General features: G+C 71.6%; 15 protein-coding genes and 1 pseudogene. 10 read left to right on the top strand and 6 right to left on the bottom strand.

Translation table 11 applies throughout. The features are described 5' to 3' along the window. Nucleotides 1-10: 10 nt before the first annotated feature. The gene (locus tag ACZ6TD_RS39210) at nt 11-1,318 is read right to left on the bottom strand and encodes a flavin monoamine oxidase family protein (protein ID WP_471345787.1); all 1,308 of its coding nucleotides are present in this window, start codon (nt 1,316-1,318) and stop codon (nt 11-13) included. Nucleotides 1,319-1,547: 229 nt separating this feature from the next. Here ACZ6TD_RS39210 and ACZ6TD_RS39205 point away from each other — a divergent pair, with 229 nt between their 5' ends. The 6 genes from ACZ6TD_RS39205 to ACZ6TD_RS39180 all read left to right on the top strand — a co-directional run bounded on the left by ACZ6TD_RS39205 (nt 1,548) and on the right by ACZ6TD_RS39180 (nt 6,955). Next, entirely contained in the window at nt 1,548-2,342 is a 795-nt protein-coding gene (locus tag ACZ6TD_RS39205) for an IclR family transcriptional regulator (RefSeq protein WP_471345785.1), read from the top strand. Between the two features lie 295 nt (nt 2,343-2,637). Further along, entirely contained in the window at nt 2,638-4,059 is a 1,422-nt protein-coding gene (locus tag ACZ6TD_RS39200; protein WP_471345783.1) for an LLM class flavin-dependent oxidoreductase, read from the top strand. Nucleotides 4,060-4,138: 79 nt separating this feature from the next. Then, nucleotides 4,139-4,660, top strand: coding sequence for a flavin reductase family protein (locus ACZ6TD_RS39195; protein ID WP_471345780.1), 522 nt, complete (start codon nt 4,139-4,141; stop codon nt 4,658-4,660). 111 nt (nt 4,661-4,771) lie between these two features. Beyond that, nucleotides 4,772-5,593, top strand: coding sequence for an SDR family NAD(P)-dependent oxidoreductase (locus tag ACZ6TD_RS39190; RefSeq protein ID WP_471345778.1), 822 nt, complete (start codon nt 4,772-4,774; stop codon nt 5,591-5,593). Between the two features lie 266 nt (nt 5,594-5,859). Further along, nucleotides 5,860-6,681 carry a SigB/SigF/SigG family RNA polymerase sigma factor gene (locus tag ACZ6TD_RS39185; protein ID WP_471345776.1) on the top strand — a complete coding sequence of 274 codons (822 nt, stop codon included), beginning with the start codon at nt 5,860-5,862 and terminating at the stop codon, nt 6,679-6,681. A 40-nt stretch (nt 6,682-6,721) separates the two neighbouring features. Next, nucleotides 6,722-6,955, top strand: coding sequence for a DUF5133 domain-containing protein (locus ACZ6TD_RS39180; RefSeq protein ID WP_471345774.1), 234 nt, complete (start codon nt 6,722-6,724; stop codon nt 6,953-6,955). 120 nt (nt 6,956-7,075) lie between these two features. On the opposite strand, the gene ACZ6TD_RS39175 is transcribed toward ACZ6TD_RS39180, so the two are convergent. Together ACZ6TD_RS39175 and ACZ6TD_RS39170 are read right to left on the bottom strand one after the other, a co-directional pair. Continuing rightward, the gene (locus ACZ6TD_RS39175; protein ID WP_471345772.1) at nt 7,076-8,077 is read right to left on the bottom strand and encodes a threonine ammonia-lyase; all 1,002 of its coding nucleotides are present in this window, start codon (nt 8,075-8,077) and stop codon (nt 7,076-7,078) included. A gap of 156 nt (nt 8,078-8,233) precedes the next feature. After that, complete coding sequence (locus ACZ6TD_RS39170) at nt 8,234-9,049, bottom strand: alpha/beta fold hydrolase (protein ID WP_471345770.1); 816 nt, start codon at nt 9,047-9,049, stop codon at nt 8,234-8,236. Between the two features lie 148 nt (nt 9,050-9,197). On the opposite strand from ACZ6TD_RS39170, the gene ACZ6TD_RS39165 reads away from it, so the two are divergent. Beyond that, nucleotides 9,198-10,169 carry a GlxA family transcriptional regulator gene (locus ACZ6TD_RS39165; RefSeq protein ID WP_471345768.1) on the top strand — a complete coding sequence of 324 codons (972 nt, stop codon included), beginning with the start codon at nt 9,198-9,200 and terminating at the stop codon, nt 10,167-10,169. Here ACZ6TD_RS39165 and ACZ6TD_RS39160 read toward each other — a convergent pair. Then, a complete protein-coding gene (locus ACZ6TD_RS39160) occupies nt 10,154-10,837 on the bottom strand; it encodes a helix-turn-helix transcriptional regulator (protein ID WP_471358440.1) in 684 nt (227 codons plus the stop codon). The genes ACZ6TD_RS39165 and ACZ6TD_RS39160 overlap by 16 nt on opposite strands. Nucleotides 10,838-10,957: 120 nt before the next feature. Here ACZ6TD_RS39160 and ACZ6TD_RS39155 point away from each other — a divergent pair, with 120 nt between their 5' ends. Next, the gene (locus ACZ6TD_RS39155; protein ID WP_471345766.1) at nt 10,958-11,842 is read left to right on the top strand and encodes an NAD(P)H-binding protein; all 885 of its coding nucleotides are present in this window, start codon (nt 10,958-10,960) and stop codon (nt 11,840-11,842) included. Nucleotides 11,843-11,895: 53 nt separating this feature from the next. Next, nucleotides 11,896-12,503 (top strand): annotated as a pseudogene (locus ACZ6TD_RS39150) (sensor histidine kinase); the annotation flags it as partial. A gap of 29 nt (nt 12,504-12,532) precedes the next feature. Here the strand turns inward: ACZ6TD_RS39150 and ACZ6TD_RS39145 are convergent. Further along, nucleotides 12,533-14,056: an FAD-dependent monooxygenase gene (locus ACZ6TD_RS39145; protein WP_471345764.1), complete on the bottom strand. Its 1,524-nt coding sequence runs from the start codon at nt 14,054-14,056 to the stop codon at nt 12,533-12,535. 89 nt (nt 14,057-14,145) lie between these two features. Between ACZ6TD_RS39145 and ACZ6TD_RS39140 the strand changes: the two genes are divergently transcribed. After that, nucleotides 14,146-14,787, top strand: coding sequence for a TetR/AcrR family transcriptional regulator (locus tag ACZ6TD_RS39140; protein ID WP_471345762.1), 642 nt, complete (start codon nt 14,146-14,148; stop codon nt 14,785-14,787). Nucleotides 14,788-14,906: 119 nt separating this feature from the next. On the opposite strand, the gene ACZ6TD_RS39135 is transcribed toward ACZ6TD_RS39140, so the two are convergent. Further along, nucleotides 14,907-15,674: a CbtA family protein gene (locus ACZ6TD_RS39135; protein ID WP_471345760.1), complete on the bottom strand. Its 768-nt coding sequence runs from the start codon at nt 15,672-15,674 to the stop codon at nt 14,907-14,909. Nucleotides 15,675-15,678: the final 4 nt, after the last annotated feature.

Genomic DNA, 15,678 nt, shown 5'->3' with positions numbered 1-15,678 from the left:
CGCCAGCCGGTCAGCCGCCGGAGGGCTGCTGGAGGTCCCGGTGGACCTGGCGGGCCACTCGGGTGCCGCTTTCGATGGCGCCGTCGATGAAACCGGCCCAGATGTTCGCGTAGTCGCTGCTGGCGAAGTGCAGGACTCCGGTGCTCTCCTGCTGGGCGCGGTGGTAGCGGGTGAGCTGGTGGGGTTGCTGGATCAGCCAGGTCTCCTGGGAGTAGGGGTCGGCCATCCAGTCGTGGCCGCCGGCCTCGACCACCTCGAGGTCGGCGCGCCAGACCTTCAGCGCCGCGTCGATGGCCCGCGGGTCGTTGACGTCGATCCGGGTCGAGTCCGGGCCGAAGGCGACCAGCACGGCGTCGTCCTCCCCGATGAACTCGGTGCGCACCACGGAGAGGGGGTGGGCTTGAGAGGAGTAGGCGAAGAAGGGCTTGATGCGGCCGCGGACCCGGATCCACGCCTTGGCGCCACGGGAGGCGGTCTTCTCCAGGCTGGGGCGGAGCTTGCCGTCCGGCAGCGCGGGGGCGATGTCGAGCTGGTGCAGGACGTTCTGCGGCACGGTGATCACCACACGCCGGGCGGTGATGGTGCGTCCCTCGCCGTAGGTGATCTCGGCGCCGTGGGCGTCGTGGGTGAGGGAACGGACCGGCGCGGACAAGCGGATGTCGGCTTCCGCGTCGGCGGCGATGGCCTCCACCAGGCTCCGGGTGCCGCCGGTGAGCCGGAAGATCGCGGATGCCTCGTGCATGAGGTGCCAGGACCCGGCGGTGGCGGCGGTCCAGCGCAGGGCGCTGGTGTAGGCGCACTGGTCGAGCGGGGCGTTGAAGTGGCCGACCCACGCGGCCTCGTTGGCGTTCCTCTCGTCGATGGACAGCTCGAGGTCGTCGAGCATCTCCTGGAGGTTGAACTGGTCGACGTCGGCCAGCCGTGGGACGGTCAGCGGTGCGTTCGGGCGGGGGATCCACCTCATGGTGTCTTCCAGCAGCCGGGTCATGCCCGGGTCGATGAGCCGCATGAAGTCGTCCAGGGTCCCGCGGCGCACCTGGTCACCGGCGAGCCAGTAGGTCTCCTCCGAGCGGGGGCCACGGGTGATCTCCAGGCCATAGCGGGTGATCTCCGCCCAGACGTGTGGCTGGACCCAGTGCACCCAGGTGCCGCCCATCTCCAGGTCCCGCCCCAGCCGGTGATCGGTCCAGGTCCGGCCGCCGATCCGGTCACGCGCCTCGAGGACGACGACCCGCGCTCCCTTCCGGCCGAGTTCGCGAGCGGTGATCAGGCCGGCGACTCCGGCTCCGATGACGACGACGTCTGCCTGCGCGGGCACGTGAGTCCTCCTTCGTCGAGCCCCGACTCCGAGGTGCGTCCACATAGTGAACGTGACGTTCACATCAACGCGTACGGATAGTGGGCCGCACCCGCCGCCCGCTGTCAAGACCTCGCGCGGCCGCGGCTCCCGGCTCCTCGCGGTGACGGCGTTCACTCCCCGAACAGGACGACGGTACGGTGGAGGGAAGGGTCGCGGGCGGAGCGACTCCGCACGACGAAAGGGCCCCATGAGCGACGCGTCCGGACCGGCGGACATGACCAACAAGTCCGTGACCAAAGGTGTCCGGCTGCTCCGCGAGTTGGCGGCCCAGCCCCGGTCCGGAGCCACCGTCACCACCCTCGCGAAGGCGGCGGGGATCTCCCGGCCCACCGCCTTCCGCCTGCTGTACAGCCTGGAGCAGAGCGGGCTCGTCGACCGCGTCGACAACAACTACGTCCTGGGCTGGGAGCTGGCCCGGCTCGGCCGGTACGCGGACCCCCACGCGGGCCTCGCCGCCCGCGCCCAGCCCCTGCTCCAGGAGCTGGCGGACAGGTTCAACGAGTCGGTGACCCTGTCGGTACCGGACCTCAGGGGCGGGGTCGAGCTGATCGCCGAGGCCCGGGGCTCCCACGTGGTCAGCATCGTGCCGCGGAACACGGTCGGCGAGCACTACCCCCTGCACGCCAGCTCCACCGGCAAGGTCCTGCTCGCCGACATGCCCGTGGAGCAGGTGATCGCGCTCCTGCCGGAGAAGCTGGAGCCGTACGCCTCGCGCACCATCACCGATCGCGCGACCCTGCTCAAGGATCTCGAGCAGGTCCGCGAGCAGGGCTTCGGCGTCATCGACAACGAACTCGAGGAAGAGCTGCTGTCCCTGGCGCGCCCGATCCGCGACTCGTCCGGGACCCTGGTGGCGATCTTGGCCCTCGACGGGCCCCGGTACCGGTTCGGCCGGGACCGGATCCCCGAGGCCCTCCAGGAGATGCGGTCCATCGTCGACCGCCTGACCGAGGCGTTCTGGCAGGACTCGCCGTCCGCCTAAGGTCCTGAGACGGGTCGTGACGCCCGCGGTGGGCCCCCCGTCCCCGCCCCTTCCCGGCAGCGTCGACGTGCGGCTCCCCCGCGTGGGGGGCTCCGCCTCAGACCACGGGGTCCAGGGGCTTCGCCCCTGTGCCGCGTCGGGCCGGCCTGTTGACACCGGCCCTCGCGAGACTTCAGCATGCTCAAATGAACGCCGCGTTCGCATACTGAACGCAGAACGCTCCCACTCTCCCACCTCAGGTGCTCTGCGGAACTCTCACCGCAGGAAGGCCCCGCCTCTCGCCCTGGAGCGCAGCATGAGCAATCAGCCGCTGAAGTTCTTCGCCTTCGACGTCGCCGCTCCCGCCCATCTGACCGCGGGTTCCTGGCGTGACCCGGAGGACGAGGGCCGGCGCTACACCGACGTGGACTACTGGACCGACACGGCTCGGATGCTGGAGGACGCCTGCTTCGACGGCATCTTCTTCGCCGACACCGTCGGATATCACGATGTCTACGGCGGGTCCCCCGACGCCGCGATGCGCGACGCCGCCCAGTTCCCGATCAACGACCCGGCGTTGGTCGTCCCGGCGATGGCCTCGGTCACCCGTCACCTGGGCTTCGGCGTCACCGCGTCCCTGACGTACGAGCAGCCGTACGCGCTGGCCCGCAAGTTCAGCACGCTGGACCATCTGACGGCGGGCCGGGTCGGCTGGAACATCGTCACCTCCTACAGCGCATCGGCCGCGCGCAACCTCGGGCTCGGTACGCAGATCCCGCACGACAAGCGCTATGACATGGCGGACGAGTACCTGGAGGTCTGCTACAAGCTGTGGGAGAGCTCCTGGCAGGACGACGCGGTCGTCCGCGACGCGGAGGCCGGTGCCTATCTCGACCCCCGGCGCATCCACCCCATCGGCCACAAGGGCACCTACTTCGAGGTCCCCGGCGTCCACCTGTGCCAGCCGTCGCCACAGCGGACCCCCATGCTCTTCCAGGCCGGTGCCTCCTCGCGGGGCATGCTCTTCGCCGCGCGGAACGCCGAAGCGGTCTTCGTGAACACGATGACGCCCGAGCTCACCCGGCACAGCGTCGACCGGATCAGGGCCGCGGTCGCGGCGGCCGGACGTGACCCCGGGAGCGTGAAGATCCTCGCCCTGATCACCGTGATCGTCGCGCCCACCGACGCACAGGCGCGGGAGAAGTACGAGCGCCACCTCGCGAACGTCAGCTACGAGGGCGCGCTGGCCCGGTACGCGGGCTGGACCGGGATCGACCTGAGCACGCTGGACCCGGACATGCCGCTCCAGTACGCGGACGTGGACGGCTCGCGCTCCATCGTGGAGATGTTCTCCAAGGCGGACCCCACCCGGACCTGGACCTCCCGGCAGATCGCCGAGTTCATCGGCATCGGCGGCACCGGCGCGGTCGTCGTCGGCTCCCCGCGGACCGTCGCCGCCGAGCTGCGCACCTGGCGGGACGAGGCCGACCTCGACGGATTCAACCTCAGCTACGCGACCAAGCCCGGCGGCTGGGAGGACTTCATCGAGCTGGCGCTCCCGGAGCTGCGGCGGCAGGGCCTGGCCCGTGACGCCTATGACGAGCGGGCCACCACCCTCCGCGAGAGCTTCTACGGCGCGGGCCGGCGCCGCACCCTGCCCGACCACCCGGCCTCCAGGATCCGCGCCGCGCGGCGCGCGGGCGGCCAACTGCCGGGCGGGGTGGGCGCATTGGCCTGACCCGTCGGTGCGCTGGCCGGCCCGTCGGCGCACCGGCAGACGATCTCACCCGTTCCACCACACCGAAGGGAGCATCACCATGACCACCGCCCCTACCACCGCCTCCGGCCGCCGGATCGACCAGATGGACTTCCGGCACGTCATGTCCCACCTGCCCACCGGCGTGGTGGCGGTGACCGGCGTGGAACCCACCTCGGCGCAGGCCGTCGGCCTGATCGTCGGCACCTTCGCATCGCTCTCCCTCGACCCTCCGCTGGTCGCCTTCAGCGTCGCCCGCGCCTCCCGTAGCTGGCCCAAGGTCCGCCGCGGCGGCCGGTTCAGCGCCAGCGTCCTCGCCGAGGGGCAGGACGCGGTGTGCCGGTCGCTGTCCCGCAAGAGCGGCGACAAGTTCGCCGATGTGCCCTGGCACCCCTCCCCCGACGGCGCCCCGCGCATCAACGGCGCCGTCGCCTGGCTCGACTGCGAACCGGAGCAGGAGCTGGGCGGCGGCGACCACCTCATCGTCATCGCCCGCGTGCTGCGCATGTCCACCGGCCCCGGGGAGCCCCTGGTCTTCCACAAGGGCAGGCTCGGCAGCTACCGGGACACGGTCGCCGCCTGAGACGCCGGGGGTGCGGCCGGCGACGGGGAGCCTCGGCTCGGCCTCGTCCGAGCGCGCGGCGCGTACGATCAAGCACCTTGGGTGATGTCACGGCAGGAGGCTTGAACGGGCATGGCGGAGCAGCGAGTTGTCATCGTGACGGGTGGGGGTACGGGCATCGGGGCCGCCAGTGCCCGTCTCTTGCGTGAGGCGGGCCACCACGTGGTCATATCCGGGCGGCGGCCCGCACCACTGCGGCGTCTCGCGGAGGAGACCGGGGCGCTGGCCCACCCGTCCGATGTCGGCGACCCCGAGGCCGCCACCGATCTCGTCCAGGTGGCGTTGGATTCCTATGGCCGACTCGACGGGCTCGTGCTCAATGCGGGCATCGGGCGCGGCGGAGCCGTGGGGGACCTGTCGCTCGAGGACTGGGACGAGGTGATGCGCACCAACGTCACCGGTCCGCTGCTGCTCCTGCGCGCGGCCGTCCCCCACCTGCTCCGGACGCGCGGCGCGGTGGTCGCGGTCGCCTCGGTGTCCGCCCTGCGCAACGGCACCGGCAACGCCGTCTACGCGACGTCCAAGGCGGCGTTGCTGCAACTCTGCCGCTCCCTCGCCGTGGACTACGGGCGCCAGGGGCTGCGGGCCAACATCGTGTGCCCGGGCTGGGTGCGCACCGAGATGGCCGACCGGCGCATGGCGCGTTTCGCGACCGAAGCGGGGCTGGAGGACGGCAGCGTGGAGGCCGCCTACGAGGAGGCGACCCGGCTCCTGCCCATGGGCCGCCCGGGCGACCCGCGCGAGGTCGCGGAAGCGATCAGCTGGTTGCTCTCTCCCGCCGCGTCCTATGTCAACGGCGCGACCCTCACCGTTGACGGTGGCGCGACGGCGCTTGACCCCGGCAGCCTCGCCTTCGACTTCCGCGTCCAGCCACGCGGTGCGGGAGAGCGGTAACTGTCCGGCCCGATCCATCCGGGGCACGCGACGGCGTCCGTCTTGTGCGCGTGCGCGGCGGCTCCGAACGGGCCGAACACGAACCAGAATTCATGAATTCATTGGTTTGAGGTCCATGGCCCTGGCTAGAAGAGTGAGTGACCAAAGTGCTTCGGAAGGCAGGCACCTGGCGGGAGGCGCGCGCCGCGCGCTGTGCACCCCAGACGTGCCGTGCCGTCCTCCCGCTTGCTCGACCACGAACAAAGCCGGGAGAGAAGAGGACCTTGATGAGCGCCACGTGTGCAGGCGCCCGCCGCCGCCACGACGACACTCCTGACACCGCGGCCGACTTCGCGCGACTGGCCGCCATGCCCAAGGGACCCGAGCGGGAGTCCCTGGCCGAGAAGCTGGTCGAGGCATGGCTGCCGATGGCCCACCGCCTCGCCCGCCGCTACCGCAACCGCGGGGAGAATCTGGAGGACCTGGAGCAGGTCGCCGCCCTGGGCCTGGTCAAGGCCGTCGACCGTTACGACCCCCAACGCGGAGGCGCCTTTCAGCCCTACGCCATCCCCACGATCGTCGGGGAACTCAAGCGGTACTTCCGCGACTGTGCCTGGGACCTCCACGTCCCCCGGCGGGTGCAGGAGCTGCGCAACAAGGTCCGCGCCACCGTTCAGGACCTCGCCGCGGCCGAAGGCACCGACCGCTCCCCCACCGTGTCCCAGGTCGCCCGGGCCGCCGACATGAGCGAAGAGGACGTCCTCACCGGGATGGAAGCCATCGACAGCTTCCGGTCCCTGTCCCTGGACGCCGAACTCGCCGGCGCGGACGACGGCTACTCCCTGGCCGACACCCTCGGCCGGCCCGAGACCCGCTATGACACCGTCATCGCCCGGGAATCGGTCAAGCCGTGCCTGAACCGGCTCCCGGAGCGGGAGCAGCACATCCTGTATCTGCGGTTCTTCCGCGATATGACCCAGGCCGGCATCGCCGAGGAGCTGGGCATCTCCCAGATGCATGTCTCCCGCCTCATCTCCCGCAGCTGCGCCCGGATCCGCGACCAGGTCGAGGCCGAGACCCGGCACGACCGGATTCCGGCCCCCGCATAACAACGCCCGGCCCCGCCCTCAGGAGAAGAAGGAGCCCGCCATGCTCATGGCCCACCCCGCCGTTCTGACCGACCTCATCCAGCAGTACGAGACCCTCCGCATGCTGCACGCCGAGAACGGCAGTCCGGAAGCGCGGCAGCGGCTCGCCGACGTCTCGTACACGCTGTGCGTCGTCACCGGCACCCGGGACATCGACGCCGCCCTGATCGCCGCCCGGCACCAGCTCCCCGGCGCCCACCCCGAGGACGACTCCCTCGTCCCCGCCGGCGCCTGAGGCAGGACACCCCCGCGTGCCCCGGACGTCGACGGCCATGGACGGCCATCGACCTCCGGGGCCCGCGGCACGCCCGTCCGTCATCCAGCGCGATGTCGGCGTCGTGCTCCTCGGTGGATGTCAGTCCGCCAGGGCCTTGCGGTAGACCGACGGATCGACGTTGCCGCCCGACGCGACGAGCGCCACGACCTTGCCCCGGACGTCCACCTTCCCGGACAGCAGGGCCGCCAGGGAGGCGGCGGCGCCCGGTTCCACCACGATCTTGAGGAGGCGGTGGGCCGTGCCCATGGCGGCCAGGGCCTCCTCGTCGGTGGCGGTCAGGCCGGTCACGTCGTAGTGGCGGAGGACGGCCAGGGGGCGCGCACCGGCCACCGGACCGGAGATGGCGTCCATGAGGCCGCCGGGCGGGTGGGGGTTGGCGCACACGCGGCCGGTGGCGAGGGACCGGGCCATCTTGTCGAAGCCCGCCGGTTCGACGATGTGGTTCGCCAGACCGGGGAACGCGTCGTCGAGCGCGGTGATCACACCGGAGGCGAGCCCGCCGCCACTGCAGTTCACCAGGGCCGTGTCCGGGGTCAGACCCAGCTCGCGCGCCTGCTCGGCGATCTCCAGGCCGACGGTGCCCTGCCCGGCCATGACACGGGGGTCGTCGAAGGGCGGGACCAACGTCATCCCGCGCTCCTCGACGATCTTCCGGGCCACCTCCTCCCGGTCCTCGGTCCGCGGGTCGTACAGGACCGTCTCGGCGCCCCACCAGCGGCAGTTGTCGACCTTGATACGGGGGGCGGTGCTCGGCATGACGATGACCGCGGGGCACCCGGCGAGCCGCGCCGCGGCGGCCACGCCCTGCCCGTGGTTGCCGGCGGAGTAGGCCACGATCCCGGCACGGCGGGCGTCCTCGTCCAGGGTGAGCAGCGCGTTGAGCGCCCCGCGCACCTTGAACGAGCCTGTCAGCTGGAGAGATTCGGCCTTGACCAGGACGCGGGCGCCCACGAGGTCGTCCAGCATCGGGGAGTTGAGCAGCGGCGTCCGGACCACATGGCCGGTCAGGCGCCGCGCGGCCTCGTGGATGGCGTCGATGCCGAAGCCCGGCACGGCGCCGTCGGCGTGGATGTCGGGCAACGGTGGGTGATCCTCTCGGTAAGGGTCCTTGGCCCATGGATAGCCGAGCGGCACGGCCGCGGTCAACGTGGCGCGTCGGCCGTGGCATGGCGCCAGACGGCCGAGGAGGAGACCGGCCGCGGCGGCGGCCGGTCTCGATGAACGCCGTGGCACCGTTCAGCGGAGGCGTGCGATGAACGCGCTGATGTGGGAGGCGATCTGGTCGGGCACCTCCAGCGGCGACAGGTGGCCGGTGCCACCGAGCTCGGTGAGGGTGGCCGTGGGGACCAGCGGTAGCAAGTGGTCGCGCAGGACATGCGGCGGGTCCACCTTGTCGTCGCTCCCGGCCAGCACCAGTACGGGAACGTCGATCGCACCGACCCGGTCCGCGAAGTCCTCGACCAGCGCCTCGCGCGGCCAGGCCATACGCGCCGCCTCGCCCGCCCGGGAGCTGTCCTCGTGCACCTGGCGGCGCGCCTCGGCGGACAGCTCGCCGCTGGTCAGGACGAGATCGATGCTGCGGTCGATGGTCTCGTCGTTGTCGTAGGCATGCGCCAGCGCCTCCTGGAACTCCCGCGTCACACCGACCGGAGCCGGCGGAGCGGGTGCGACGAGCACCACGCCCTTCAGTCCGGCGGAGCGGCGGGAGGCCAGCACCTGGGCCACCTTTCCGCCCATCGAGTGGCCCACCACCACGTAATCGCCATAGCCCAGTTCCTCGATGACGCGCTCGGCGTCGTCGGCGAGCTGCTCAATGCCGTAGGGGCCGGGCACCTCGGTGGACTCGCCCCAGCCGCGGTGGTCGTACGAGACGAACGCCCGTGTCGGGCCGAGGCGCTCGATGACCGGCCGCCAGGTGCGGTGGGAGCCGCCCCAGTAGTGGAGGAAGACCAGGGCCGGCCCGTCGCCCTCGCGGACGTGGCCGTAGACCCGCCCGCCCTTCACGTCGAAGTACCGGCCGATGGGGGTTTTCGTGGTGGTCACGCTGTTCATGGCACGATCCTCGTCCAGCCCTTCTCGATCAACCACACGCTCGTCTGCCACCCTTCGCAACTTTCGGGACACGGTCACCGGTGGCCGCCGCAGGTTCCCGCCCGGCCGTCCGGTCTGGCGGGAAAGTTACGGCCGTAATATTGGAGTCATGGCCCCTCATCGCGTCGCGGTCCTGGTGCTGCCCCGGGTCCTCCCGATCGACCTCGGCATCCCGACGCAGATCTTCAACGCACGGCCCAACACGCCGTACGAACTCACGGTGTGCGGCGGAGCCCGTGGCAGCGTCATGACCAGCACCGGTTTCACGGTCGGGGACACCGCCGGGCTGCCGGCCCTGGCCCAGGCGGACACGATCATCGTGCCCGGCTACTGGGAATATCAGCGGCCACCGGCGCCCGAGGTGGCGGCGGCCCTGAAACTCGCCTTCAGCCGAGGCGCCCGTATCGCCTCCATCTGCACCGGCGCCTTCGCACTCGCCGCGGCCGGGCTGCTCGACGGCCGTACGGTGACCACGCACTGGGCCAGCGCCGACGAGCTCGAAGAGCTCTACCCCCGGGTCCGGGTGGACCGCGGTGTCCTCTACATCGACGACGATCCGCTGCTGACCTCCGCGGGTGTGACCGCGGGCATCGACCTGTGTCTCCACATCGTCCGCGAGGACCTCGGCGCCGCCGTCGCCAACGACATCGCCCGGGAACTGGTGGCCGCGCCGCACCGCGATGGCGGCCAGGCGCAGTACATCGCCCAGTCCCTGCCCGAGCCCACCGCCCACACCCTCGCCGACACCCGCGACTGGGCCCTCGGCCACCTCGACGAACCCCTCACGCTGGAGGTCCTCGCCCGCCACGCCCGCGTCTCCACCCGCACCCTGGTCCGCATGTGGCGCCAGGAAACCGGTGTCACCCCGCACCAGTGGTTGCTCACCGCCCGTGTCAACCACGCCCGCGAACTCCTGGAGGTCACCGACCTCGGCATCGAGCGGATCGCCGCCCAGAGCGGCCTCGGTACCAGCACCAACCTCCGTGCCCGCTTCCGCGACGCCCTCGGCACCACGCCCTCCGCCTACCGGCGGACCTTCCAGCGGGGCTCGGAGGTCCCGGAACGTCACGCCATGCCGTGAGTGGCGCGGCCGAAGTCGGTGGTCAGCCAGTGCTCGATGGACTCATCGGGGAACGCGCGCGGCCGGTAGGTGCCCGCCACGCGGGAGATGTCGGTGATCCGGTCGAGGCGGAAGGTGCGCCAGTCGTCCCGGTCGACGTCGAATGCCACGAGGTACCAGTGTCCGGCGCGCAGGAAGTGGCGGTACGGCTCGACCAGGCGGGTGGAGGGGCGGCCGTGCTGGTCGGTGTAGTGGAAGCGGAGTCTGCCGTCCTCGGCCACCGCGTCGGCGATCACACCGACGGTCGCCGCCGAGACCACGGCGCCGGGCTGCTGGAGCACCTCGGTGGCCAGGTCGGTGGCGGCCGCACGGCGTCGCAGTGGGCGGGGCAACACTTGGTCCAGCTTGAGCAACGCACTCGAGGCGACCGCCTCCTCGGGGAGGAAGGCGCGGATCACATGCAGCCCGGCCACCAGTGCGGTGATCTCGTCGGCGGTGAACAGCAGCGGCGGAATCCTGGTCCCGGGGCTCAGCCGGTAGGCGCTGCCCGGCCCCGGGCGGGCCTCGACGGTGTACCCGAGGCGGCGCAGCCGCTGGGCGTCGCGTCGCACGGTGCGGACGCTCGTGCCGAGCCGTTCGGCCAGCTCGGTGGCGGTCCACTCGCCCCCCGACTGCAGCAGCGTCAGCATGGTCAAGGTCCTGATCGTCGGATCGAGCTCCATTCCCCCAGCCTTCCAGGAGAGGAGGACAGCTTCCGGCCGCCTTGGTTCCTAGGGTGCGGTCGAGCCATCGAGGAGAGGAAGCAACCAATGCGGATCGCCGTCACCACCCCGACCGGAAACGTCGGCCGCCACGTCGTCGCCACGCTCGTCCGCGCCGGGGTCCGGCCGCGCGTGCTGCTGCGCGACCCCGGGCGGCTGGCGCCCGAGGTCCGGGACGAGGTGGACGCGGTGCCGGTCGACCAGTACGACGCCGACGCGGTGGTGGCCGCCACCCGCGGTATCGACGCCCTGTTCTGGGTGAACCCGACCAGCGGCCACGGGGACCCCCTCGCCGAATACGCCCGCGCCACCAGCGGCGTGGTGCGCGCCGTCACCGAGAACCGGATCGGCCGCGTGGTGTTCCAAAGCAGCGTCGGCGCCGAGAAGCGCCACGGTGCCGGTGAGATCGACGGCCTGGCGCAGACCGAGATCGCCTTGGACGGCACGGGCGTCGACGTCACCCATCTGCGCTGCGGCTACTTCTTCACCAACCTCGAATTCGAGCTCGAAGCCCTACGCGCCGGCACCCTCCAGGTGATCCTTCCGCTCGACCAGCCCATGGCGTGGGTGGCGCCGCGCGACATCGCCGAGGTCGCCGCCACCCGTCTGCTGTCCCCCCTCTGGTCCGGCCGGTGCGTACAGGCCGTTCACGGGCCCGCCGACCTCACCTGGCGACAGGTCGGCGACATCCTCACCGCCGCCACCGGTCGGCGGATCGGCGTCGAGCGGATCACCGACGACGCCATGCGCGCGCGACTCCGCCGGGCGGGGGCGGCCGAGAGCCTGGTCGAGGCCGTGCTCGGCATGTCGACCGGCCTACGTGAGGACTTCGTACCCGAACAGCCCCGCACCCTCCGGACCACCACCCCGACCACCCTCGCCGCCTGGGCCTACGCCCATCTGCGCCACCGGATCGCCGACGACGTGGCGTAAGCGATCCGCGGGTCGTCCTCGGGGGCACCGGCGACGGTGAGGCAGCGCCGCCGGGCATGCCCGGGCGCGCCGATGTCGACGCCGCGATGGGCCGTATCGAGCGGGAGGCGGCACGGCTGGTCCGGCTGGTCGAGGACCTGCTGCTGCTCGCCCGCCTCGACGAGTACGCCGTCGCGGACCTCCCGCTCCATCCCACTCCGATGGATCTGCGCACCCTGGCCGTCGACGCCCTGCACGACCTGCGCGCCCTCGATCCACGGCGCCCCGTCACCCTCACCGGCCCCGGCGGCGGGCCGCCGGGTGGCGCGCCGGTGCTCGGCGACGAGGCGAGACTGCGCCAGGTGACCTCCAACCTCGTCGGGAACGCGGTGGCCCACACCCCGCCCGGCACTCCGGTCCGGATCGGCGTCGGCACCCAGGACGGTCTGGCGGTGCTGGAGCTGCACGACGAGGGTCCGGGGATGTCCGAGGAGCAGGCCGCCCGCGCCTTCGACCGCTTCTACCGCGCGGATGACGCCCGCGGCCGCACCCGGAGCGGAGGCGCGGGGCTCGGCCTCGCCATCGTCACTCCCTGGTGACGGCCCACCACGGCCGGGTGGAGGTGCACACGGCCCCGGCCGAGGGCGCCACCTTCCGCGTCCTGCTCCCCCTGGACGACTGAGCCCCCGCACAGCGTCCGACGCGTCCGGCTCAGTGCACCTTCGCCAGCCCGCTTCCGATGGTGGAGAGCAGGGTCTCGCCGCAGTCGGCCGAGGTGTCCGCCGCCCAGCACACATAGCCGTCGGGGCGGATCAGCAGGGCGGCGGCGCCCAGATCGTCGGCGCAGGTGGCCCGGACGAGGTCGACGCGTGGCGGGAGCCGGAGGCCCTCCGGGACGGCTCCGGCCAGATCGAGCAGAACGGAGTGGCCCGAGCCGAACAGCGCCGACAGCCGGGTGACACCGGCCTCGGTGACCAGGTCGGCGTCCGGTACGCGCTGCCCGGTGAGGGGATGCTCGCCGGGCAGCTCGTAGCGCAGCGAGAGACCGGACATCAGTCCCGCGAGGTGGCGGTTGGCATCGGGCAGGCGCAGCAGGTCGATGAAGATGTCGCGCAGTGCGGCCACGTCCTCGCTCGGATTCGTGTCCGCCAGGACCCGCTGCGCCGCCGTGTGATGCAGGACCCGGGCCGCGGCCGGGTGCCGTTCGGCGTGATAGCTGTCCAGGAGGCCGCTCGGCGCCCGGTCCTGGATGACCGCGGCCAGTTTCCAACCGAGGTTGAACGCGTCCTGCATACCGAGATTGAGCCCCTGGGCGCCCAGCGGCGAATGGATATGGGCGGCGTCGCCCGCGAACAGCACGCGACCCACGCGGTACTGCTCCAACTGTCGCGTGGCATCGCTGAAGCGCGAGGAGTTGACCACGTCCCCCAGGGTGGTCTCCTCGCCGTACACCTCCCGCAGCGCGGTGGCGATCTCCTCATGGGTGACGGGGAGGTCGCGGGCGGTATATGCCTGGTCCGCGCGCCCGAAGGTGAAGCGGTAGAGGTCGCCGTCGACCGGGACCAGCATGGCCCAGTAGTCGCCTGCGCGACGGGTCAGGGTGCTGATGTGCGCCATCCGCTTCGGCACCAGTGAGGACGCCGCGGTCAGCCGGATGTCGGTCAGTACCGCCTGATGAGTCCCGGCCCGCCCGGGGAACGGCAACTCGAGCAGTTTGCGCACCGTGCTGTGGCCGCCGTCGCACGCCACCAGATAGCGCGCCCGCACCTCCAGGCCGTCCGCCGTCACGGCCACGCCGTCCTCGCCCCCCTCGACCTTCGAGACGGCGGTGGAGCGCAGAACCCGCGCGCCCGCGGCGATCGCCCGCTCCTCGAGCACCTCCTCGATCTTCCACTGGGGAATGGCGATCGGGCCGTTGTGCCGGGTCTGCCAGGGGGTGCAGTCCAAGGGCACGGGCAGCAGCGCGAAGTTCCCGCCCACCGGGTCACGCGGAATGGCCCGCCGCAGCATCGGCTCCAAAAGCCCGCGCGACTCCAGCAGTTCGGCCGTACGGGGCTGGATCGCACCGCCCTTCACCTGCTCGATGCGCTGGTCCAGCTTCTCCAGCACCAGGGTCCGGGCCCCGGCCAGCGCCAGTTCGTACGCCAGCATCAGCCCGGTCGGGCCGGCGCCCGCGATGACGACGTCGGTCGTGTACTCCGTCGTGTCCGTCTTCTCCGCCTTCTCCGTCGACATTGCCACTCCTCCTCGATTTCTCGCCTCGGTCTATATGTATACCAGGTGCAGAAATCTCCTGGGGGCAATACTCTGCTACGGTGGACGTCGTGGACGGCAAGCCAGGGCTACGGGAGCGGAAGAAGCAGCGGACCCACGCCGCGATCTCCAAGGCGGCGATCAGGCTCTTCCTCGAACACGGCTTCAACCAGGTCTCGGTGGCCCAGGTGGCCGAGGCGGCCGAGGTGTCCAAGCGCACGCTCTTCGCCTACTTCCCGGCGAAGGAAGACCTCGTCGTGCACCGCCTCGCCGACCACGAGACCGAAAGCGCCCGCGTCGTACGGGCCCGCCCGCCCCGTACCGCCCCGCTGACCGCACTGCGCGAGCACTTCCTCAAGGGCCTGCGCGAACGGGACCCGATCACCGGCCTCAACGACCATCCCCAGATCCTCAAGCTCACCCGGATGATCCTCGACACCCCCTCGCTGGTGGCCCGGATGGAGCGGTTCAAGGCCGGTGCCGAACGCGCGCTCGCGCAGGCGCTGCGGGAGACGGCGGACACCCCGGAGCTCACCGCGCGGCTGGCCGCCGTCCAAATCGTCGCGGTCCAGTGGTCACTGGCGCAGGACAACACCGAACGCGTGACATACGGGGAGCCGGCCGACGAGCGCTACGCGGGCGCGGTGGCCGACGCGGAGCACGCGTTCGCGCTGCTGGAGAACGGATTGCGGCACCTGCCCACGCGGACGTGACTCCAGGCGCCCCGCACGGGTGCCTCCGGGGCCGCGGTTCGGGGGATCGGACGTGCCCTCACCACGCGAGAGGGCCCCCGGACGGTTCCGCGGGCCCTCGTGCGTCTCGGCATGGTCAGTCAGTTCGGGGCGGCCGCCATCGCCCGGCTCTCATCGGCCTTCGCGGGCTTGGGGTTCAGCATCCGCTCGGCGAGTTCGCCGAAGAGGAGACCGAAGCCACCCCACAGGATCACCTGCATGGCGAGGGCGGACAGCCGGAACCGCCACAGGACGGTGGCCGGGAAGTCCGCCGGGACCTCGTTGACGACGGGCAGGAAGGCGTACGCCGGCCCGATGACGACGGCGAAGGCGGCCACCGCGGCGACGGTGGCGTACCAGGTGCCCAGCTTCGGGGCGAGCCGCTTGCCGAGGATGGTGGCGGCGATCGCGAGCAGCACGCTGAGCACCATCATCAGGAAGTACAGCGTCGTCCGCTTGCCGATGGTGTCGCCGTTGCCGACGGCGGGCGGGTTGGCCGGGTACTTCAGGAACGGCACGACATAGACCGCGAGCAGCGCACAGCCGGACAGCAGCAGTGCGGTGGCCCGCGGGGTGAATCGGCCGACGCGGCCGAGGGCGACGCAGTAGGCGAGGGCGGCGATGCCGCCGAACGCGATCCCGTAGATCAGCACACCGGTGGCCAGGCCGGCGGTGGACTGAAGACCGCGGGAGACGATCTCGACCTCGTGCTCGTGCTCGTGCGCGGGGGCGTGGGCCTCCTCGAAGCCGATCGCGCGGTCGACGTTCGGCTCACCGAGGAAATAGGCGGCGATCAGGGCGAGCACACCGGCACCAAGACCGGCGAGCATGCCCCGCACCAGCAGGTTTCTTACTGTTGCGGAGTTCATGGGC

This window comes from Streptomyces yongxingensis (assembly GCF_055597465.1).
This window is presented reverse-complemented; position numbering and strand designations above follow the sequence as displayed.

Bases quoted from the DNA above. Each gene is read 5' to 3' on its own strand.
- ACZ6TD_RS39205 (WP_471345785.1), top strand. From the start codon at position 1,548: ATGAGCGACGCGTCCGGACCGGCGGACATGACCAACAAGTCCGTGACC.
- ACZ6TD_RS39200 (WP_471345783.1), top strand. From the start codon at position 2,638: ATGAGCAATCAGCCGCTGAAGTTCTTCGCCTTCGACGTCGCCGCTCCC.
- ACZ6TD_RS39195 (WP_471345780.1), top strand. From the start codon at position 4,139: ATGACCACCGCCCCTACCACCGCCTCCGGCCGCCGGATCGACCAGATG.
- ACZ6TD_RS39190 (WP_471345778.1), top strand. From the start codon at position 4,772: ATGGCGGAGCAGCGAGTTGTCATCGTGACGGGTGGGGGTACGGGCATC.
- ACZ6TD_RS39185 (WP_471345776.1), top strand. From the start codon at position 5,860: ATGAGCGCCACGTGTGCAGGCGCCCGCCGCCGCCACGACGACACTCCT.
- ACZ6TD_RS39180 (WP_471345774.1), top strand. From the start codon at position 6,722: ATGCTCATGGCCCACCCCGCCGTTCTGACCGACCTCATCCAGCAGTAC.
- ACZ6TD_RS39170 (WP_471345770.1), bottom strand. From the start codon at position 9,049: ATGAACAGCGTGACCACCACGAAAACCCCCATCGGCCGGTACTTCGAC.
- ACZ6TD_RS39165 (WP_471345768.1), top strand. From the start codon at position 9,198: ATGGCCCCTCATCGCGTCGCGGTCCTGGTGCTGCCCCGGGTCCTCCCG.
- ACZ6TD_RS39160 (WP_471358440.1), bottom strand. From the start codon at position 10,837: ATGCTGACGCTGCTGCAGTCGGGGGGCGAGTGGACCGCCACCGAGCTG.
- ACZ6TD_RS39155 (WP_471345766.1), top strand. From the start codon at position 10,958: ATGCGGATCGCCGTCACCACCCCGACCGGAAACGTCGGCCGCCACGTC.
- ACZ6TD_RS39145 (WP_471345764.1), bottom strand. From the start codon at position 14,056: ATGTCGACGGAGAAGGCGGAGAAGACGGACACGACGGAGTACACGACC.
- ACZ6TD_RS39135 (WP_471345760.1), bottom strand. From the start codon at position 15,674: ATGAACTCCGCAACAGTAAGAAACCTGCTGGTGCGGGGCATGCTCGCC.